The sequence below is a fragment of the Pseudarthrobacter sp. HLT1-3 genome (assembly GCF_059383535.1).
Genome location: NZ_JBWZCJ010000005.1, coordinates 60,203 through 79,286 on the forward strand (window position 1 = coordinate 60,203; position 19,084 = coordinate 79,286).

Genomic DNA, 19,084 nt, shown 5'->3' on the forward strand with positions numbered 1-19,084 from the left:
TCACACCCTTTCCATTAGCATCGCGACGCCCTGGCCAAGGCCCACACACATCGTGGCCAGGCCCCGGGAGGCGTTTTCTCGTTCCATCCGGCCCAGTAGCGTGACCACGATCCGTGATCCCGAGGAACCCAGCGGGTGCCCCAAAGCGATCGCGCCGCCGTCGCTATTTACTGTGCCTTCATCCAGTCCCAGCAAACGCATGCAGGCCAGCGACTGGGAGGCAAAAGCCTCGTTAAGTTCGACGGCGCCAATACCGTCAAGCGTCCAGCCCGCCTTCGCAAGTGCTTTCTGCGTTGCCGGTACCGGCCCAAGGCCCATCACTTCCGGGGCAACGCCGGCCGCCTGGCTGGTGACTATCCTTGCCCGCGGCGTCAGCCCCCAGCGCGCAACGGCCTCGCCGCTGGCCACCACAACGGCCGACGAGCCATCGTTGAGGGAACTCGAATTTCCGGCCGTTACAATGCCGCCAGGCTTAACAATGGGCCGCAGGGCGGCTAGCGCTTCCAGATCGGAACCGCGCCGCGGCCCCTCATCCGTGTCAACGAGCGTCTGCTCACCCCGGCGGCCGGGGACGGGCACCGGCACAATCTCATCCCGGAACCGGCCGGCGTCGATCGCGGCAAGCGCCCGGTCATGGGAGCGCAACGCAAAGGCGTCCGCCTCCGCACGGGAGACGCTCTCCCGTTCCGCAACTTCCTCAGCTGTTTCAGGCATGCTCAACGTGGCCTTGGGCCGGTCCTTCATCCGCGGATTGACGAACCGTGCGCCGATGGAGGTATCCGCGAATTCGCCGGGTTTGGCGAAGGGCCTGTCTGGTTTGGCCATCACCCAGGGCGCCCGGGTCATGGATTCCACCCCTCCGGCCACCACGATGTCTGCGTCACCGTTACGCACAGCCTGGGCCGCCATGCTGATAGCGGTCAGCCCGGAGGCACAGAGGCGATTGACGGTGACGGCGGGGACCGTATCGGGAAATCCAGCCAGCAGTACCGCCATCCGCGCGACGTTCCTGTTGTCCTCGCCCGCCTGATTCACGCAACCCAGGATCACTTCGTCGACGCAGGATGCATCCAATCCGGCCCTGGCCACGGCCGCCCGAAGCACCAGGGCGGCCAGATCGTCCGGCCGGACTCCGGAGAGGACGCCTCCGTAGCGGCCGACGGGGGTGCGGACGCCGCCGACGAGAAATGCTTCCGTCATCAGCGGGCGCCGCCATTGATATAGAGCGTCTGGCCCGAAACGTAAGAGGAGTCATCGCTGGCGAAGAAGGCGACGGCAGCGGCGATCTCCTCAGGCTGGCCGACGCGTCCCAGCGGGGTCCGGGCCGCCACTGCTTCCTGGTGCTGGGACGGGCTGCTGCCAACGCGCTCCGCTGTTGCCGCCGTCATGGACGTGGCAATGTAGCCGGGTGCCACGGCGTTGACATTGATGTTGAACGGGCCCAGCTCAATGGCAAGCGTGGACGTCAGGCCCTGGATGCCGGCTTTGGCGGCGGCATAGTTGGCCTGGCCGCGGTTTCCCAGCGCGCTGCGGCTGCTCAGGCACACGATTTTGCCGTACTTGGCCGGCACCATGTACCGCTGCGCAGCCCGGGAGCACAGGTAGGCGCTGGTCAGGTTTGTGGTGAGCACGGTCTCCCATTCCGGGAGGTTCATCTTGAAGAAGAGATTGTCGCGGGTGATGCCGGCATTATTCACCAGGATGTCCAGGCGGTCGAACTCGCTGTGGATTTCTTCGAATACCCGGTCAACGGCGGGCTCGTCCGTCACGTCGCAGGTGGCGGCAACGGCCTGGCCGCCGGCTGCCACCACCTCCTGGTGGGCGGAAATCTGCTGCGCTGTTGCCTTGGCGCCGTCCGCGTTGAGGTCCAGCACCACTACGGTTGCGCCCTCGGTGGCGAGTCTCAGTGCGGTGGCGGCGCCGATTCCCTGCGCGCCGCCGGTGACAATTGCCACCCTGTCCTTGAATCTGCTCATGGCTATTCCTTCGTTTGCGTTTGCGTTCGGGTTTTGTGTTTGGGTCCGGGTCTAGCTGAAAGCCGAGATCCCGGTGATTTCACGGCCCACCAGGAGGGACTGGATGGAATCGGTGCCCTCGTAGGTGGAGACCACTTCCATGTCCGTCATGTGCCTTGCCACGTGGTTTTCCAGCAGCACGCCGTTTCCGCCGAGCATGTCCCTTGCTTCGGAACAGATCCAGCGTGCCTTCTGTGCAGTGTGCATCTTGGCCAGGGAGGCCATAGGACCGGTCATGCGGCCGTCCTCGGCCAGCACCGCCAGCCGGTGGCAGATCAGCTGCATGGCGGTCAGCTCGGCCAGCATGTTGGCTAGTTTGTTCTGCACGAGCTGGAAGCTGGCAATCGGCCGGCCGAACTGGTGGCGGGATTTTGAGTACCCCACTGCCGCTTCGTAGGCCGCGATTGCGTGACCCAGCGATTCCCAGGAGGCACCACTGCGGGTGGACGTCAGCACCCGGGTCACGTCCTTGAAGGAGTGGCATTCAGTGAGCCGGTTCTGTGCGGGAATCCTGACATTTTCCAGGGTGATGTCCGGCTGCAGGATGGCGCGCTTGCCGATCTTGCCGGTGATCACCTCGGTGCTGTATCCCGCCGGGTACGTGTCGTCCTCGTTCTTTTCCATCACAAAGGCCTTGACCTTCGAGTCGTCCTCATCCCGGGCAAAAATAATCACGACGTCGGCCATGCTGGCATTGCCGATCCAACGCTTGCGTCCGCAGATGATGTAGCTGTCACCCTCGCGCCGGGCGCTCGTTTCCAGCGCCACCGAATCGGACCCATGGTCCGGTTCGGTCAGCGCGAAGGCGCCGATCTTTCCCAGTGCAGCCATGTCCGGGAGCCAGCGCTCCTTCTGTTCCTGGCTGCCCAGCATATTGATGGTGCCCATGGCCAGACCGGACTGGACGCCCAGGAAGGTGTTGACTGACCCGTCACCACGGGAAATTTCGGTGGCCACCATCCCGGCGGCGAGCCGGCTCAGTCCTGGGCAGCCGAAGCCCTGGATGGTGGATCCGATGATTCCGAGCGCCGCCAACTTGGGAATGAGTTCGAATGGGAACTCTGCCCGTTCCCAGTAGCCATTAATGACGGGCCATAGATCCTTGTCCACGAAATTCCGGACTCTGCCCCTCAGTTCACGCTCCTCAGCGGTGAGGAACTCGTCCATCAGGTAGAAATCCGTGCCGATTTCGGCTTGGTCCGGTGTGATCACGTCTGCTCCATTGGATTGCGGGTGGAAAGTTGGTGCACTTGTGTTTGGAAGCCTTCAAGCCAACGCCGGACAGGTTCCCCAAGCGGCCGCGGAGCTCCGGTTTCCGGACTGACCGAAACGAGTACCGTACGTCCGTCCACAGCAGGCAGGCCGCATTGTGTGGCCGCGCAGTTGAGGGTGAAGGAAGACGAACCAATCCTGGTAACCCAAAGGTCCACGGTCAGGTCCTCGCCATGGGTCACCGGTCTTCGGTAGTTCAGCTCGAGCGCTGCCACCACTGTGGGAGCGCCCGCTGGCCATGGATGCCCCGGCATGCCGGACCGCCAACGGATCCTCGATTCCTCCAGGAGCGTGACAACGGCGGCGTGGTTAACATGCCCGTTGAGATCCTGGTCAGCCCAGCGCGGGGAGACGTTGGTTCGAAACGGTTCAGGCATTGGCCATGGCTTTCTGCTGCTGGAGCCAGCCGCGGACCAGTTCCGAGCCGTTGTTCAACTCCGGCGGAGCCAGCTCATAGTCAACGGGCGTTCGGGAATAGGCCACTGGATGCCGGACCGTTGGAATCTTTCGCGATCCGGTGCCCGCGAGAACCACCGGCTGCAGGCCGAGCCGCTCCGCAAATTCGATGCCCCCGCGGACGTCCTGAATGGGGGCACACGGCAGTCCTGCCTCGGAGAGCTGCGTGAACCATTGATCGGCAGACTGGGTGGCCAGCCGGTTGTGGAGCATCTCGCGGAGCTCGTCCCGGTTGGCATTGCGCTTAAGCGTCTTGGCGAACTTCGGGTCCTTGGCCACTTCCGGCATTGCCAACGCTTCACAGAGTCTCGCGAACTGGGCATCGTTGCCGGTGGCAATGATGATCATGCCGTCACCCGTCTGCATGGGGGCGTAGGGGTACATGCTGGGGTGCTCGTTTCCCATCCGGGTTGGCACCACGCCCCCAGTGACGTAGGCCGCGGACTGGTTCACCATGCCGGAAAGGGCGGAGTTCAGGAGGTTCAGTTCCACCAGCTGACCTTCGCCGGTCTGGTCCTTGTGGTGCAGGGCGCCGAGAATCCCGATGGCTGCGTGCAGGCCCGTGATGACGTCGAAGAGGGCCATTCCGGCCCGAAACGGTTGGGTGTCCCGATCCCCGGTGAGGCTCATCATGCCCGAGGCCGCCTGCACCAGCAGGTCGTAGCCTGGAATATGGGCTCCGCCGCCGGTCCCGAACCCGGTAATCGACGCGTAGATGATCTCCGGGTTCAGCTTCGCCGCGGTGGGGTAGTCCAGCCCAAGCCGTTCCATGTTGCCCGGCTTGAAGTTTTCAATCATCACATCGGCGGCTTTCACCAGATCCCGGGCGACCTCAAGGTCTTCGGGGTCCTTCAGATCAAGGGCAATGGAGTGCTTATTGCGGTTCACGGACAGGAAGAAGGTGGCTTCGCCGTCGCGTACCGGCGGCATGTAGGTACGGGTGTCATCCCCCTCCGGACCCTCTACTTTGATCACTGTGGCCCCCATGTCTGCCAGGAGCATAGTGGCGTAGGGGCCCGCCAGCACGCGGCTGAAATCTGCTATGACGATCCCGCTGAGCGGGCCGGAACCAGAGCGGCCGAAAACCTCATCAACTTCCCGTCTGCGTCGCGAACCGCCAGGGTTTGCCCCCGTGCGGCTCGTTGGGTCGGTGCTCGGCTGTTTCATCCATTTCCTCCGGTGTGTGGTCTGCGTCACCCACCTTTGCAAGACTATTGATACAAGTCCAATGCATTTTGGGTGTGGAATTGATACCCTAAGGTCACTAACGGCGACTGCCGACTCTTCGGTATGTTGGGCATATGAACAACGTCGGTTTACGGGTCCGGAGCTAGCCAAACAGTGGAACTACACCAAATCCGGGCTTTCCTGGCTGTCGCGGAGGAACTGCACTTTGGCAGGGCCGCCGAGAAACTGCACATGGCCCAGCCACCCCTGAGCCGGGCAATCCAGCGGTTGGAGCACGAGCTCAAAGCTCCACTTTTTGTCCGCAGCACCCGGACCGTCCGGTTGACGCCAGCAGGAGAGGCGCTGCTGGTACCTGCGCGGGACATCCTGGATGCGTGCCGGAGGTCCGCCCTGGCGGTGGCGTCCGTGGGCAAGGGTGAAACGGGACTCGTGCGGGTGGCGTTCGCAGGCGTCTCCTCGCACGTTATGGTCGGCAAACTCGCCAAGCGCGTCCGGGAAACGCATCCCGGAATCGAAATTCAGCTTTACAGTTCAAATTTCGCCTTGCCAGCCATGGACAAGGTGAACAGCGGCGCCATGGAAGTAGGACTCGGCCGGTGGAACTTCATCCCGGCATCCCTCAAGTCCCGTATCGTCGCCAACGAGAGGCTGGTCATTGCCCTTCACGAGGGGCACCCGCTGAGCCAGCGCCCTTCGCTTCTGATGTCCGACCTGGAGGGACAGCCGTTCGTCACGCTGCCCCGGCACCCGGGAGCCATCCTGCACGACTTTCTGCACCGTCTGGCGAACAGCGCCGGCTACGCTCCGGAAATCGTGCAGGTGGCCCCGGATTCCCAGACCCTGATGGCGCTAGTGGCCGCTGAAATCGGAGTGGCGTTGACGGTCTCCTCCGTTCCTGACAATTTCCAATACCCGGGGGTAGTCTTTCTGCCGCTGGACGATCCCGCAGAACCCATCCAGCTGAGGCTGGTCTGGCACAAGGACAACAGCAGCCCCGCGCTGCGGGAAGTGCTCCAGCTTTCAGAAACAGTTCTGCCGACACCCGGCTTCTCAGTTGATCCATGACTTTTCGGTACCAGATAATGTCGTATTTAGTATTGGATCTGCAGTAATTTGGCTGGCACAGTTGTGAGCACTCGCTGGCCACCCGGAGTCAACGGAGTTGCCCCCAACCCCAGGAGAAACCTGTGACTGCAGCCGCTACCGCACTGAACGATGACGTCCTCAACCTGGACAGCCTGCTGACCCCTGACGAGTTGCTTCTCCGCAGCAAAGTCCGTCGTTTTGTGACAGAGCGCATCAGGCCCAACATCGACGCCTGGTATGAGGACGCCCATTTTCCCCTGGAGCTTGTGCCCGAGCTGGGAGAACTCGGCCTCCTTGGCATGCACCTGAAAGGGTACGGATGTCCCGGCCGAACCGCCGTCGAATACGGCCTCGCCGCAATGGAGCTCGAAGCCGGCGATTCCGGTCTGCGAACCTTCGTCAGCGTCCAGGGATCCCTGGCTATGACAGCCATCCATAAGTGGGGATCCGAGGAACAGAAGAACGAGCACCTGCCGGCGATGGCCCGGGGCGAAATGATTGGCTGCTTCGGACTCACCGAACCCACTGCGGGTTCGGATCCTTCCAGCATGGCAACCGTGGCCAGGCCGGACGGTCACGGCGGATGGATCATCAACGGCGCGAAGCGCTGGATTGGCCTTGCGTCCGTGGCCCGGATTGCAATCATCTGGGCCAATACCGATGACGGGATCCGCGGGTTCATCGTACCTACGGACACTCCCGGGTTTAGCGCCACAACCATTGGGTCGAAGCTCTCCATGCGGGCCTCGATCCAATGCGACATCACGCTCGAAGACGTCCAGTTGCCGGGAACGGCAATACTGCCGGGAGCCAAGGGGCTCAGGGGGCCGTTTTCCTGCCTCAACGAGGCGCGCTATGGAATAATCTGGGGCGCCATGGGCGCTGCGCGTGATGCCTACGAAGTCGCATTGGAGTACTCGAAGGAACGAATGCAGTTCGGCAAGCCCCTTGCGGGCTACCAGCTCACGCAGGAGAAACTGGTTAACATGCTGCTGGAGATTCAGAAAGGCACCCTGCTGGCCATTCACACCGGGCGGCTGAAAGATACGGGAGCGCTGGAGCCGGTTCAGGTCTCCGTAGGGAAGCTGAACAACGTCCGCGAGGCCATCGCCATCTGCCGGGAAGCGCGGACCATTCTTGGCGGCAACGGCATCACCCTGGACTATTCACCGCTGCGGCATGCCAATAATCTCGAATCCGTCCGCACCTACGAGGGAACCGACGAAGTGCACACCCTGATTCTTGGAAACCACATCACCGGCGTGTCAGCGTTCCGATAGGTGGATGGCGCCACCTGCGCCCGTCACCCGTATCCCCAACAGCAGACACTCATGCCTTGACCCGCCGCCATAGAAGGGTCCCTAAACGAACGCGGACCTACCGGTCACGGCCCTGGCCACGATCAGCGAGTTGATTTCATAACTGCCCTCGTAGGTGTAGAGAATTTCGGCGTCGCCAAACAGCTTGCCCATCTCGTAGTCACTGCTGATCCCGTTGCCGCCCAGCAGCGAGCGCCCCATCGCGACCGATGCCCGGGCCAGCCGGGTGGTGGTGGACTTGGCCATCGCGGACTGGACCATCTCGAGTTTGCCGTCTTCCTGGATTTTGGCCAGCTGCGCCATCAGCGACAGCGAGGCGGACGCGTTGCCCAGGATCTCGGCCAGCTGCTGCTGGACCAGCTGGAAGCGGGCCAGCTCCTTGCCGAACTGCTTCCGCTTCAGCGCGTAGGACCGTGCGACGTCGAACGCGGCCAGCTGGATGCCGGCGGCCTGCCAGCCCACCCAGGCACGGGAATCGCGCAGCAGCTCGTTGGCCTTGGAGAAGTCAGTGGCGCCCGGAAGCAGGTTCGCCGCCGGGATGCGGACTTCATCGAGCACGATATCCGCGTTTTGCATGATCCGCAGCCCGATCTTGTTCGCGATCTTTGTGGCGGTGTAGCCGGGGCGGTCCGTCTCCACGATGAAGCCCTTGATCTGCTGGTCAGCGACATCCCGCGCCCAGACCAGGGCAAAATCTGCGATGGTGCCGGCGCCGATCCAGCGTTTGGCGCCGTTGATCACCCATTCGTCCCCCTCGCGCCGAGCCGTGGTGGCCAATCCGCCGGCGATGTCCGATCCGTGATCCGGCTCGGTCAGGGCGAAGGCGCCGATCTGTGTCAGGGCGGTGAGCCCCGGCAGCCAGCGCGCCTTGTGTTCCTCGGAGCCGAGCTGGTCGATCATGCCGACGATCAGCTCGTTGTGGATCCCCACGAGGGCAGAGAGGGACACATCGGCACGGGCCACCTCGACATACATCAGGCCCTTGAACAGCTTGGACGTGCCGTCCGTCTGCAGCCCGCCTAGGCCGTACTTTCCCAGTTCGGCGAGCAGCCCGAAGGGAAATTCCTCGCGGTTCCAGTAATCGATCGAGGCCGCCCGGATCCGGGACTGGAGGAAGTCACGGATTTCCAGGTACCGGGACTGTTCGGCCGGGGGCAACAGGTCCACGATGTACATCAGATCAGCGTCCGGGAAGGGCGGCGCCGCCGCGCCTTCCAGCGCTGCTTCTTCCTCGGTGACCCTCGGTCCGCTGGCACGTCCTTGTGGCTGCACGGGCGTGTATCCCTTCGTCGTGATCCAGTCATGAACCGGGTCGGCTCTTCCAAACCCTTGGATGTCCTAGTATATTGCACAGTGATGGGGATCACCAGAAAACCTGCGATCCCCGGCAACGGCGCCGGGCCTCCAACGGCTGCGCCGCCAGACTTTCGAAAGGGCACCATGACCGTCACTGAGGAATTCCGCGCAGCACGCGACCGCATGCTTGAGCTCCGCATGGATTACGAGGCGGCCCGCAGCGACTTCCAGTGGCCTCGCTTTGAACACTTCAACTTCGCCCTTGACTGGTTCGACCAGATCGCGGCGGACCCGGCCAAGGCCAACAATCCGGCGCTCGTGATCGTCGAACAGGATGGCTCTGCCACCCGGCGCAGCTTCGCCGACCTTTCCCGCCGCTCCGCCGAGGTGGCCAACTGGCTACGCGGCCAGGGAGTGCGGCGCGGGGACCGGATGATCATCATGCTCGGCAACCAGGTCGAACTCTGGGAACTGATGCTCGCCGGGATCAAGCTGGGCATCGTGATGATCCCGACTACTACCCTGATGGGGCCGGCGGACCTCAGGGACCGGGTGGAACGTGGCGGGGCGAACTGGGCCGCCGTCGGAAGCGCCAACATCGCGAAGTTCGACGATGTCCCGGGCGACTACACGCTGATCGAAATCGGCGGCGCCGAAGGCGACACCGGCAGAGACGACACCGGCGAAGGCGCCACCGGCAGGGCTGCCCGGCAGTACACCGAATCCGCCGGCGCGGGGGAAGATTTCACCCCTGACGCGCCGACCCTGGCCGACGAAACCCTGCTGCTGTACTTCACCTCGGGCACCACTTCCAAGGCCAAGCTGGTCGAGCACACGCACACCTCCTACCCGGTGGGACACCTGTCCACCATGTTCTGGATCGGGATGGAACCCGGCGATGTGCACCTCAACGTGGCCTCCCCCGGCTGGGCCAAACACGCCTGGTCCAACGTGTTCACGCCCTGGATCGCCGAAGCCTGCGTCTTTATCTACAACTACGAGCGCTTCGACGCCAAGGCGCTTATGGAGCAGATGGACCGCGAGTCCGTGACCAGCTTCTGCGCCCCTCCCACGGTCTGGCGGATGCTTATCCAGGCCGACCTGACCCTGCTGAAGAACCCGCCCACCAAGGTGGTGTCCGCCGGCGAACCGCTGAACGCCGAAGTGATCGACCAGGTCCAGCGCGCCTGGGGCCAGACCATCCGCGACGGCTTCGGCCAGACCGAATCCACCGTGCAGATCGCGAACACCCCCGGCCAGCCGATCAAGATCGGCGCCATGGGCAAACCGCTGCCCGGCTACGACGTCGTCCTGGTGGACCCTGCGACCGGCGCGGAGGGCGACGACGGCGAGCTCTGCCTGCGCCTGGACCCCCGGCCCGCCGGGCTGATGAAGGCCTACTACGGGGATCCCGAAAAGACAGCAGAGGCATTCCGGGACGGCTACTACCACACGGGCGACATGGCCAGCCGGGACGAGCGCGGCATCATCACGTACGTGGGGCGCGGCGACGACGTCTTCAAATCCTCGGACTACCGGTTGTCCCCGTTCGAGCTGGAAAGCGTGCTGATCGAGCACCCGGCGGTGGCCGAGGCCGCCGTCGTACCCTCCCCCGACCCGCTCAAGCTCTCTGTCCCCAAGGCCTTTGTCGTCCTGGCCGCCGGGCACGAGCCCGGCCCGGAACTCGCCGAGGATATCCTGCGCTATTGCCGCGACCATCTGGCCCCGTTCAAGCGGATCCGCCGGCTGGAATTCGCCGAACTGCCCAAAACCATCTCGGGCAAGATCCGGCGCGTGGAGCTGCGGCACAGCGAGGAAGTGCGCCACGGCGGCGGGGCGGTCCCGGCCGGGCTCGGCACGGAGTACTCCGAGGCCGACTTCCCCGGGCTGAAGAGCGCGGCCGAAAAGCTAGGCTGAGTACCATGAGATTGAAAGCAAGATGCGGGAGGTGCCGTGGCATCGCCGCTGCCGCGTGATCCGATCGCCGACGCCCGGGCGAACTGGGAGCGGCACGGCTGGTCCGACGTCGCGGCGCCGATGGCTGCCATCACGGCCATCATGCGCACCCAGCAGATCCTGCTGGCCCGGATCGAGGGTGTCCTGAAGCCGTTCGGCCTGACGTTTGCCCGGTACGAACTGCTCGCCCTGCTGAGCTTCGCCCGCAGCGGCGCCCTGCCCATGAACAAGGCAAGCGCGCTGCTGCAGGTCCACCCCACCTCGGTGACGAACGCCGTCGACCGGCTGCAGAGTGCGGGGTTGGTCATCCGCTCGGCGCATCCCACCGACGGGCGCACCACCCTCATTGAACTCACCACGGAGGGGCGGACGCTGGCCAAGCGTGCGACGGCGGCACTAAACTCCGAGGTGTTCGCCCGGTCCGGATTCGCGGAACAGGACGTTGACCAGCTGATCGGAATCCTGGGCACCTTCCGCCGCAACGCCGGCGACTTCAGCGAGTGACCCGGCCCCCACGCCTGACCAAGATTGACGGCCCGCCACAATGCGGTGACGGGCTTCCGCGGTACCAGGAGACGACTCATGCAGCCGAACGCCTATTCCCGCCCCGATGACCGGGAGCTGCTTCGGGCCTCCCTCCGCCTGCTCTCCGGCAGGTTCCGCCCCGCCGTGCTCTTCGCCGGACTGGCCAGCGGCGAGCTGCTGCAGCTGACGGATTTCCTTGGCACCGCCACGTCCAGCCTGCACCAGGTCGTCGTCGTTCCCGGCGCGGGCCTCGGCGGCCGGGTCTTTACCCAGCGCCGGCCCTTCCTCGTGGAGGACTACGTCGCCTCAGAGGGCATCACCCATGAATACGACCTCGCTGTCAGGCGGGAGCGGCTGACCTCGATGGCGGCCGTCCCCGTCGTGGTCCGGGGCCAGTCGCGGGCGGTGCTGTACATCGCAAGCCGGGACAGCGAGCCTCTGGGGGGAAACGCGGTGAGCGAGGCGATGGAGGCGGCCTTCGATATTGCCGCGGAGCTCCGGATCCGGGACGAGGTGGACCGTCGGGTCTCGATCATCGACGCCGCCAAGTCCGCGCCCTCCCTGGCCCTGGACCGGGGGTGGCTGGAGCATGTCCGGGAAGCGCATGCCGAGCTGAGGTCCCTGGCCGGCACCGTCACAGACCCCCAGCTGGCGCGGCAGCTGGATCTCATCGGCAGCCACCTGGCGCCGCCGCCGGCCGACGGAGTCCATCCGACGGCCAAGCTGGCCCGCCGAGAGCTTGACGTCCTGGCGCAGGTGGCGCTTGGCTGCTCGTACCAGGAGACCGCGGAGCGGCTTGGCCTGAAAGCGGTAACCGTCAAGAGTTACCTGCAGAACGCGATGGGCAAGTTGTCCGCGCACAACCGTCTCGAGGCCGTATCCGCGGCACGCCGGCTGGGGCTGATCCCGTAGAGCGGGGCCGCCGGTTGGGCCTGATCCAGTGGAGCGGGGCCGCCGGTTTCGCCGGCAGCCCCGCTCCCGCTGTGGGATCGGCCAGGTCAGGATCTGCAGTCCCGCTCGCCTCGGCTCAGATCCCTAGGGCAGCGACATTGGACTGGCGACAGCTTCGCCGGCTGCGTGCTCCGTCGCGGGGTTCGGCTTGCCGTCTTCCAGGCCGTGCTTTTCTCGGTTGGGCAGTGCCAGGGTGCAGAGCACACTGAACACGCCAATCCCGGCCAGCAGCAGCCCGATGGACCACGCCCCGGATGTGCCGGCCAGCTGGGCCGCCACCAGAGGAACAATGCCTCCGCCGACGACCCCGGCGAGGTTGTAACCCATACCGGCGCCGGTGTAGCGGTACCGGGTCTCGAAGAGCTCCGGAAGCAGGGCCCCGGCGGGGCCGTATGCGATGGCGAAGATCACCAGGGTGACGGTAAGGCCGAGACCGAAGGCGAAAACGGTGTTGGCGCTGAGGATCGGGAACAGCACGAGGGACCACGGCACGGCGAGGATGCACGAGGTGGCGATGACCTTCTTGCGGCCGAAGCGGTCCGAGAGGACACCGGAGGCCAGGGTGGCGGCGGCGACAAACAGTGAGGCGACCATGCCGGTGCTCAGCACTTCCACCCGGCTCAGCTGCATACCAGTGGGGCTCGTGGCGTAGCTGGTGAGGTAGGCGGTGCCGATGTAGAAGAAGGCGAACAGGAGCGTCAGGGAGCCGCCGGCGAGGAGGATTTCGCGGGGCTGGCGCTTGATTGACTCAAGGATTGGCAGCTTCGTGGTGGCGGCGGCGGGGACCGTGGCGGCGTTCTTGAAGACCGGGGTTTCCTCGATGCTCAGCCGCACCCACAGGCCCACGAGGACCAGCACGGCGCTGAGAATGAACGGCACCCGCCAGCCGATCGTAATGAAGGCCTCGGACTTGTCCCCCAGCGTGAGGTTGGTGATGAGGAAGGTGCCGCTGGCCAGGGCGAAGGCAACGGACGGGCCGAGCTGCGGGAAGGAGCCGAACAGACCGCGCTTTCCCTTGGGGGCGTATTCGGCCACGAGGAGGGTGGCGCCGGCCCATTCGCCGCCGACGGCGAGGCCCTGCACGAAGCGGAGCACCACCAGCAGGATGGGGGCGGCCACACCGATGGTGCTGGCATCCGGAATGAGGCCGATCATCACCGTGGCGATGCCCATCATCAGCAGTGTCGTGATGAGCGTTTTCTTCCGGCCGATCCGGTCTCCGAAGTGGCCGAAGATGATGGCGCCGACGGGACGGGCGAAGAAGGCGACGGCGAAGGTGCCGAAGGAGGCGATGGTGCCGGCCGCGGCGCCGAGCGCCGGGAAGAAGACGACCGGGAAGACCAGGGCGGCGGCGGTGCCGTAGATGAAGAAGTCGTAGAACTCGATGGTGGTTCCGGCGGCGCTCGCGAAGGCCACCTTGCGCAAAGTCTTGCGGCTGGGCGGCGCTTGCAGCCCGGCCGGCGAAGTCGGTGAAACTGAAGTCATGGCAATCTCCTTTGATGTCAGCCTCGATACACGGCTTGTGACTTAGCTCACCGTAGCGAAAAGCGTGGACATCCAACTACCTCCTAAAAGAGGTAGTCGGAAGCCGGGGACCGCCCGGGAGGTCCCCTAGACTTCGTGGAGAACCAACCGCGCACCTGAGGAGAACGCTATGATTCCGGAAATCAATATTTGGGCGGTACTGCTGGCCACGCTGTCCAGCATGGTCGTCGGCTCGGTCTGGTACACGCCGAAGGTGTTCGGCAACTACTGGATGCGCGTCGCCAAGGTCAGCCCGAGCGGGGACGCCAAGGACGCCGTCAAGCCGATCCTGGTCACCCTGGTGGTCAGCTTCATCAGCGCCTGGGTCCTCGCCGGGTCCGCGGCCATCTCACAGCACTTTTACGGCGGCAATTTTCTGGTCAACACTCTGGTCACCGCGTTGATCCTGTGGGCCGGGTTTACGGCGGCACGGTTCATCACGCACGACGCCTTTGAGGGCCGCCCGGCAGGACTGACGGTGCTGAACTGCGCCCACGAACTCGTGACCCTTGTCATCATGGCCCTGATCATCGGACTGTTCGGAATCAGCGCGGCCTGATGGTCTGACGGGCCCGGACGGCTCTGGCGCGGCGCATCCAGCTTGGTGTGACGCTGCGGATACGGTCTCGTGACGCGCAAAAGCCCTGTCGCTACCGGAATTCGGCAGCGACAGGGCTTTTGCGCGTCACAGGACAGTCCGCGCGTCACCGGATGGATTGCGCGTCACAGGACAGTCGGCGCGTCGCCGGATGAATGGCGCGTCACAGGAGTTGGCGCATCGCCTCATGGCTCACGCGTCGCCTGATGGACGCCGCACCGTGCCGGTCAGCGGTGCGTGAAGTCCGGCTGGCGCTTCTCGGTGAAAGCCGCCATGCCTTCCTTCTGGTCCTCGGTGGCGAACAGCGAGTGGAAGACGCGCCGTTCGAAGAGCACCCCCTGGGCCAGTCCGGTTTCGAACGCGGCGTTGACGGCTTCCTTGGCCACCATCGCCACCGGCTTGGACTTGGAGGCAATCACCTCGGCGGCCTTGAGAGCCTCGGCAACGACGTCCGCGGCCGGCACCACACGGGAGACGAGGCCGGCGCGTTCGGCTTCCTCGGCGTCCATAAAGCGCCCGGTCAGGATCATGTCCATCGCCTTGGACTTGCCGACGGCGCGCGTGAGGCGCTGCGAGCCGCCCATTCCGGGCAGCACACCCAGGTTGATTTCCGGCTGGCCGAACTTGGCGTTGTCCCCGGCAATGATGAAGTCGCACATCATGGCGAGCTCACAGCCGCCGCCCAGCGCGAACCCCGACACGGCCGCGACCACCGGAATCCGCAGCCGGGTGAAGTCTTCCCAGCCCCGGAACCAGTCCGCGGCGTACATGTCCATGTAGCCCTTGGACTGCATCTCCTTGATGTCGGCGCCGGCGGCGAAGGCCTTTGCCGAGCCGGTCAGCACCACCGCCCCCACCTCGGGGTCCGTGTCCATGACCGAGACCGCGGCCACGAGTTCGTCCATGGTGGCCTTGTTGAGGGCGTTCAGCGCCTCGGGCCGGTTGAGCGTCACGAGGCCCACCCGGCCGCGCCGCTCCACCAGAATGTTTGTGTATTGCTCTGTCATGCCTGTCCCCTCGGCCGCTGTTCAGCAAATGTTTGGTGCCGGACGCGCCCGGGTCGGACGTGTCCGTGTTCGGATATGTCCGTGCCGGACGTGTCCGTGTTCGGATATGTCCGTGCCGGACTTGTCAGTGTTCGGATCTGTCCGAACACGGACGCCTCAGTGTTCGGATTTGTCCCGGATGTCGGTGATGATGCCGGAGAAGTCCCGGCCCGCCCCGCCTTCCGCGGCAAAGGTATCGTAGATTTCCGAAGCCAGCGGCCCCAGCCGGGCGGCAACGCCGGTGCTTTCCAGTGCGTTCAGCGCCAGCTTGAGGTCCTTCGCCATCAAGGCTCCGGCGAAGCCGGGCTGGTAGTCGCGGTTGGCTGGGCTCGTGGGCACCGGTCCCGGCACCGGGCAGTTCGTGGTCAGCGCCCAGCACTGGCCCGAGGCCGCCGAGGCGACGTCGAACAACGCCTGGTGCGTCAGGCCCAGCTTCTCACCGAGCACAAAGGCTTCGCTGACGGCGATCATCGAGACGCCGAGGATCATGTTGTTGCAGATCTTCGCGGCCTGCCCTGCGCCGTGCTGCCCGCAATGGACCACACGCTTGCCCATCACTTCGAGCATCGGCTTGACCGCCTCGAAGTCCTCCGGCAGGGCCCCCACCATAAAGGTCAGGGAGCCCGCTTCGGCACCGACGACGCCGCCGGAAACCGGCGCGTCCACCGCGCGGTGGCCAGCCGCGACGGCGAGTTCGGCGGCCTCGCGTGCCTCGTCGACGTTGATGGTGGAGCAGTCCAGGAAAAGCGTGCCGGGCGTGGCGACGTCCAGCAGCCCCGGTTGCCCGCCGGTGCCGCGGTAGGCGTCCAGCAGGTGCTTGCCGCTGGGGAGCATGGTCAGCACGACGGCGGCACCGGTCACAGCCTCGGACGCGGTGTCCGCGGTGGCGATGCCGTGCGCCCGGGCGGTTTCCAGCGCGGCCGGCACCAGGTCGAAGCCGGTCACGGAGTAGCCGGCCTTGACCAGGTTGATGGCCATCGGCCCGCCCATGTGGCCCAGGCCCAGGAAGGCGATCGGGCCGGTGGGCGCCCCGGGCTGGCCCGGTTCAGACGTTGCCGCGTCAGTCGACGCTGCAGACGGCGTTGGTTCAGACAAGGTGGGTTCAGGCATTGTCGCGCTCCTTCGAAAGGATCAGTTCACGGTCGCCCAGCGGCGCAAAATACGATTCGACGTCGTCGCGGCTGACCTCCGCGAGCGTGCCGGGCCGCCAGTGCGGGTTGCGGTCCTTATCGACCACCTGGGCGCGGATGCCTTCGCGGAAGTCGGGCCCGGCGAGGAACCGCAGCCCCACCCGGTACTCCTGTTCGAGGGCATCCTCAAGGCTGAGCCCCCTGACCCGGCGCAGGGAGGCCAGCGTCACCTTCACGGCGGTCGGTGACTTGGCCTCGATGGTGTCCGCGACTTCCGCGGCCTCGCCGCCAATGGCGCGCAGCCGGCGAACGATCTCCTCAGCGTCGTCGCTCGAGTAGCAGGCGTCAATCCATTCCTGCTGCCCCGCGAGAACCGACGGCGGGGCGTCCTCGACGAAGCGCGCGACGGCGGCGTCCGGCGTCTCGCCCTCCAGCGCCTCGGCCAGTTCGGCGAGCCTCACGGACGGAACGAAATGGTCCGCGAGACCCAGGAACAGCGCGTCGGAGCCGCTCAGGTGCGCACCGGTGAGTGCCGCGTGGGTGCCCGACTCCCCCGGTGAGCGCGAGAGCAGCAGCGTTCCGCCGACGTCGGGCACAAAACCGATTGTGGTCTCCGGCATGCCCATCCGGGTGCGTTCGGTGACGATCCGGACCGAGCCGTGCGCGGATATCCCCACGCCTCCACCGAGAACCAGTCCGTCCATGAAGGCAACGTACGGCTTGGGGTAGCCGGAGATGAGGGCGTTCAGCTTGTATTCCTCGGCCCAGAAGTCCGCGGTCGCGTCGCCGCCGTCGAGCATGTCGCGGTAGATCGCCACGATGTCGCCGCCGGCGCAGAGCCCCCGTTCGCCGGCGCCGCGGACCAGCACCGCGGCTACGGCGTCGTCATCAGCCCAGAGCGTGAGCTGCTCCAGCATGGCCGAGGCCATGCCCGCGGTGAGCGCATTGACGGCCTCGGGCCGGTTGAGCGTAACCACGCCCAGCCGGCCGCGCCGTTCAAACAGCACCTCGGCGGACGGGCTGTCCCCGGTGTGCTTCCCCGCCATCAGCTGCCTTCCGGCATCACGAAGCTTGCACCGCTGCGGATCCCGGAGGGCCAGCGGGTGGTAACCGTTTTGGTCTTGGTGTAGAAGCGGAAGGCGTCCGCGCCGTGCTGGTTGAGGTCGCCGAAACCGGAAGCCTTCCAGCCGCCGAAGGTGTAGTACGCGATCGGCACCGGGATCGGGACGTTGATGCCGACCATGCCCACCTGGACCCGGCTGGCGAAGTCGCGGGCGGAGTCGCCGTCGCGCGTGAAAATGGCCACGCCGTTGCCGAACTCGTGCTCGCTGCACAGGCGCAGGGCCTCGTCGTAGTCCTCCGCGCGGAGCACACTCAGTACCGGGCCGAAGATCTCTTCCTTGTAAATCGTCATGTCCTTGGTGACGTTGTCGAACAGGGTGGGGCCGACCCAGAAGCCGCCCTCGTATCCCTCGACCTTGAGCCCGCGCCCGTCGGTGAGCAGGGTGGCGCCCTCGTCGACGCCGGCCTGGATGTAGCCCTCGATCCGCTCCTTGGCGGAAGCCGCCACCACGGGGCCGAAGTCGGAGTCCTTGGCGAGGCTGTGGCCGACCTTGAGGTCCGCGATCCGCTCCTCCAGCTTGGCAATGAGCGCGTCGCCGGTGGCCTTGCCGACCGGCACGGCCACCGAGATGGCCATGCAGCGTTCACCGGCGGAGCCGAACCCGGCGCCCATCAGCGCATCGGCGGCCATGTCCAGGTCGGCGTCCGGCATGATCACCATGTGGTTCTTGGCGCCGCCGAAGCACTGGGCGCGCTTTCCGTTGGCGGCGGCGGTGGCGTAGATGTACTGCGCAATCGGGGTGGAGCCGACGAAGCCGATGGCCTGGACCCGGGGGTCCTCCAGCAGCGCGTCCACCGCTTCCTTGTCGCCGTTGACGACGTTGAAGACGCCGGCCGGCAGCCCGGCTTCGGTGAAGAGCTCGGCGAGCCGCAGCGGCACGGAGGGGTCCCGTTCGGAGGGCTTGAGGATGAAGGAATTGCCCGCGGCGAGGGCGGGGCCGGACTTCCAGAGCGGGATCATGGCCGGGAAGTTGAACGGTGTGATGCCCGCGACGACGCCAAGCGGCTGGCGCATCGAGTGGACATCAACACCGGTTCCGGCGCTGTCCGAGAATTCCCCCTTGAGCAGGTGCGGGGCGCCGGCGGCGAATTCCACAACCTCGATGCCGCGCTGGATGTCGCCCTTGGCGTCCAGGAAAGTCTTGCCGTGCTCGGAGGACAGCAGCGTGGCGAGTTCGTCCAGGTTCTGGTTGACCAGATCCACAAACTTCAGCAGGATCCGGCCCCGGCGCTGGGGGTTCATGGCCGCCCATTCCAGCTGGCCCTTCTCCGCGTTGGAGATCACGTTACGGACTTCCTCGGTACTGGCCAGCGGCACCCTGGCCTGGACCTCGCCGGTGCACGGATCGTAGACATCGCTGAAGCGCCCCGAGGTGCCTTCAACATGCTGACCGTCAATGTAGTGGGATAGCTCGCGAACCATGATGGAATGCTCCTTTGCACCGTGTGATTACCCGAAGTGACGGCGGGGCCGCGTGTGACCCACGCCATCTTCTGCTCCGAATATACTCGGACTTCCTACTAAATTCCAGAGGCCACGTCCGGACGACAGCCGTTCGGCGGCCGGACGGCGGACGGACGACAGCCGTTCGGCGGCCAA

Annotated in this window: 17 protein-coding genes; 6 read left to right on the forward strand and 11 right to left on the reverse strand. The window is 65.4% G+C overall.

What is annotated here, in order from left to right; genetic code table 11:
- From AC50X9_RS06065 to AC50X9_RS06085, 5 genes are read right to left on the reverse strand one after another with little or no spacing between them, the layout of a single operon-like run.
- On the reverse strand, positions 1-1,200 hold the full coding sequence (locus AC50X9_RS06065; RefSeq protein ID WP_494891356.1) for a thiolase family protein: 1,200 nt from the start codon (positions 1,198-1,200) through the stop codon (positions 1-3).
- Complete coding sequence (fabG, locus tag AC50X9_RS06070; RefSeq protein ID WP_494891358.1) at positions 1,200-1,976, reverse strand: 3-oxoacyl-ACP reductase FabG; 777 nt, start codon at positions 1,974-1,976, stop codon at positions 1,200-1,202. The genes AC50X9_RS06065 and fabG overlap by 1 nt, the downstream gene beginning before the upstream one ends.
- Before the next feature lie 51 nt (positions 1,977-2,027).
- Positions 2,028-3,182, reverse strand: a complete 1,155-nt coding sequence (locus AC50X9_RS06075; RefSeq protein WP_494891694.1) for an acyl-CoA dehydrogenase family protein — start codon at positions 3,180-3,182, stop codon at positions 2,028-2,030.
- A gap of 41 nt (positions 3,183-3,223) precedes the next feature.
- Entirely contained in the window at positions 3,224-3,664 is a 441-nt protein-coding gene (locus AC50X9_RS06080; protein WP_494891360.1) for an acyl-CoA thioesterase, read from the reverse strand.
- On the reverse strand, positions 3,657-4,910 hold the full coding sequence (locus tag AC50X9_RS06085; protein ID WP_494891362.1) for a CaiB/BaiF CoA transferase family protein: 1,254 nt from the start codon (positions 4,908-4,910) through the stop codon (positions 3,657-3,659). Before AC50X9_RS06085 ends, AC50X9_RS06080 begins: the two co-directional genes overlap by 8 nt.
- Positions 4,911-5,084: 174 nt before the next feature.
- Here AC50X9_RS06085 and AC50X9_RS06090 point away from each other — a divergent pair, with 174 nt between their 5' ends.
- Both AC50X9_RS06090 and AC50X9_RS06095 read left to right on the forward strand, forming a co-directional pair.
- Positions 5,085-5,996: a LysR substrate-binding domain-containing protein gene (locus AC50X9_RS06090; protein ID WP_494891364.1), complete on the forward strand. Its 912-nt coding sequence runs from the start codon at positions 5,085-5,087 to the stop codon at positions 5,994-5,996.
- Positions 5,997-6,118: 122 nt separating this feature from the next.
- Positions 6,119-7,297 carry an acyl-CoA dehydrogenase family protein gene (locus AC50X9_RS06095; protein ID WP_494891366.1) on the forward strand — a complete coding sequence of 393 codons (1,179 nt, stop codon included), beginning with the start codon at positions 6,119-6,121 and terminating at the stop codon, positions 7,295-7,297.
- Between the two features lie 81 nt (positions 7,298-7,378).
- On the opposite strand, the gene AC50X9_RS06100 is transcribed toward AC50X9_RS06095, so the two are convergent.
- Positions 7,379-8,512: an acyl-CoA dehydrogenase family protein gene (locus tag AC50X9_RS06100; protein WP_494891696.1), complete on the reverse strand. Its 1,134-nt coding sequence runs from the start codon at positions 8,510-8,512 to the stop codon at positions 7,379-7,381.
- 264 nt (positions 8,513-8,776) lie between these two features.
- Between AC50X9_RS06100 and AC50X9_RS06105 the strand changes: the two genes are divergently transcribed.
- From AC50X9_RS06105 to AC50X9_RS06115, 3 genes are all read left to right on the forward strand, one after another.
- Positions 8,777-10,549 (forward strand): AMP-binding protein, encoded by a 1,773-nt coding sequence (locus AC50X9_RS06105; protein WP_494891368.1) that lies wholly within the window; start codon positions 8,777-8,779, stop codon positions 10,547-10,549.
- 36 nt (positions 10,550-10,585) lie between these two features.
- A complete protein-coding gene (locus AC50X9_RS06110; RefSeq protein ID WP_494891370.1) occupies positions 10,586-11,092 on the forward strand; it encodes a MarR family winged helix-turn-helix transcriptional regulator in 507 nt (168 codons plus the stop codon).
- A gap of 78 nt (positions 11,093-11,170) precedes the next feature.
- Entirely contained in the window at positions 11,171-12,025 is an 855-nt protein-coding gene (locus tag AC50X9_RS06115; protein ID WP_494891373.1) for a LuxR C-terminal-related transcriptional regulator, read from the forward strand.
- 123 nt (positions 12,026-12,148) lie between these two features.
- Here the strand turns inward: AC50X9_RS06115 and AC50X9_RS06120 are convergent, their stop codons facing one another.
- Positions 12,149-13,549, reverse strand: coding sequence for an MFS transporter (locus tag AC50X9_RS06120; protein WP_494891375.1), 1,401 nt, complete (start codon positions 13,547-13,549; stop codon positions 12,149-12,151).
- Between the two features lie 169 nt (positions 13,550-13,718).
- Between AC50X9_RS06120 and AC50X9_RS06125 the strand changes: the two genes are divergently transcribed.
- Positions 13,719-14,147, forward strand: coding sequence for a DUF1761 domain-containing protein (locus AC50X9_RS06125; RefSeq protein ID WP_494891380.1), 429 nt, complete (start codon positions 13,719-13,721; stop codon positions 14,145-14,147).
- A gap of 266 nt (positions 14,148-14,413) precedes the next feature.
- Here AC50X9_RS06125 and AC50X9_RS06130 read toward each other — a convergent pair whose 3' ends face one another.
- The 4 genes from AC50X9_RS06130 to AC50X9_RS06145 form a co-directional block, all read right to left on the reverse strand.
- Positions 14,414-15,193 (reverse strand): enoyl-CoA hydratase, encoded by a 780-nt coding sequence (locus tag AC50X9_RS06130; protein ID WP_494891382.1) that lies wholly within the window; start codon positions 15,191-15,193, stop codon positions 14,414-14,416.
- Positions 15,194-15,349: 156 nt separating this feature from the next.
- Positions 15,350-16,342 carry a 3-hydroxyisobutyrate dehydrogenase gene (mmsB, locus tag AC50X9_RS06135; RefSeq protein WP_494891384.1) on the reverse strand — a complete coding sequence of 331 codons (993 nt, stop codon included), beginning with the start codon at positions 16,340-16,342 and terminating at the stop codon, positions 15,350-15,352.
- Complete coding sequence (locus AC50X9_RS06140; RefSeq protein ID WP_494891386.1) at positions 16,335-17,408, reverse strand: enoyl-CoA hydratase/isomerase family protein; 1,074 nt, start codon at positions 17,406-17,408, stop codon at positions 16,335-16,337. Before AC50X9_RS06140 ends, mmsB begins: the two co-directional genes overlap by 8 nt.
- Positions 17,408-18,907, reverse strand: a complete 1,500-nt coding sequence (locus tag AC50X9_RS06145) for a CoA-acylating methylmalonate-semialdehyde dehydrogenase (RefSeq protein WP_494891388.1) — start codon at positions 18,905-18,907, stop codon at positions 17,408-17,410. Before AC50X9_RS06145 ends, AC50X9_RS06140 begins: the two co-directional genes overlap by 1 nt.
- Positions 18,908-19,084: the final 177 nt, after the last annotated feature.

Bases quoted from the DNA above. Each gene is read 5' to 3' on its own strand.
- fabG (WP_494891358.1), bottom strand. From the start codon at position 1,976: ATGAGCAGATTCAAGGACAGGGTGGCAATTGTCACCGGCGGCGCGCAG.
- AC50X9_RS06075 (WP_494891694.1), bottom strand. From the start codon at position 3,182: ATGGACGAGTTCCTCACCGCTGAGGAGCGTGAACTGAGGGGCAGAGTC.
- AC50X9_RS06140 (WP_494891386.1), bottom strand. From the start codon at position 17,408: ATGGCGGGGAAGCACACCGGGGACAGCCCGTCCGCCGAGGTGCTGTTT.
- AC50X9_RS06100 (WP_494891696.1), bottom strand. From the start codon at position 8,512: ATGTACATCGTGGACCTGTTGCCCCCGGCCGAACAGTCCCGGTACCTG.
- AC50X9_RS06085 (WP_494891362.1), bottom strand. From the start codon at position 4,910: ATGAAACAGCCGAGCACCGACCCAACGAGCCGCACGGGGGCAAACCCT.
- AC50X9_RS06125 (WP_494891380.1), top strand. From the start codon at position 13,719: ATGATTCCGGAAATCAATATTTGGGCGGTACTGCTGGCCACGCTGTCC.
- AC50X9_RS06145 (WP_494891388.1), bottom strand. From the start codon at position 18,907: ATGGTTCGCGAGCTATCCCACTACATTGACGGTCAGCATGTTGAAGGC.
- AC50X9_RS06080 (WP_494891360.1), bottom strand. From the start codon at position 3,664: ATGCCTGAACCGTTTCGAACCAACGTCTCCCCGCGCTGGGCTGACCAG.
- AC50X9_RS06120 (WP_494891375.1), bottom strand. From the start codon at position 13,549: ATGACTTCAGTTTCACCGACTTCGCCGGCCGGGCTGCAAGCGCCGCCC.
- AC50X9_RS06115 (WP_494891373.1), top strand. From the start codon at position 11,171: ATGCAGCCGAACGCCTATTCCCGCCCCGATGACCGGGAGCTGCTTCGG.
- AC50X9_RS06130 (WP_494891382.1), bottom strand. From the start codon at position 15,193: ATGACAGAGCAATACACAAACATTCTGGTGGAGCGGCGCGGCCGGGTG.
- AC50X9_RS06105 (WP_494891368.1), top strand. From the start codon at position 8,777: ATGACCGTCACTGAGGAATTCCGCGCAGCACGCGACCGCATGCTTGAG.
- AC50X9_RS06065 (WP_494891356.1), bottom strand. From the start codon at position 1,200: ATGACGGAAGCATTTCTCGTCGGCGGCGTCCGCACCCCCGTCGGCCGC.
- mmsB (WP_494891384.1), bottom strand. From the start codon at position 16,342: ATGCCTGAACCCACCTTGTCTGAACCAACGCCGTCTGCAGCGTCGACT.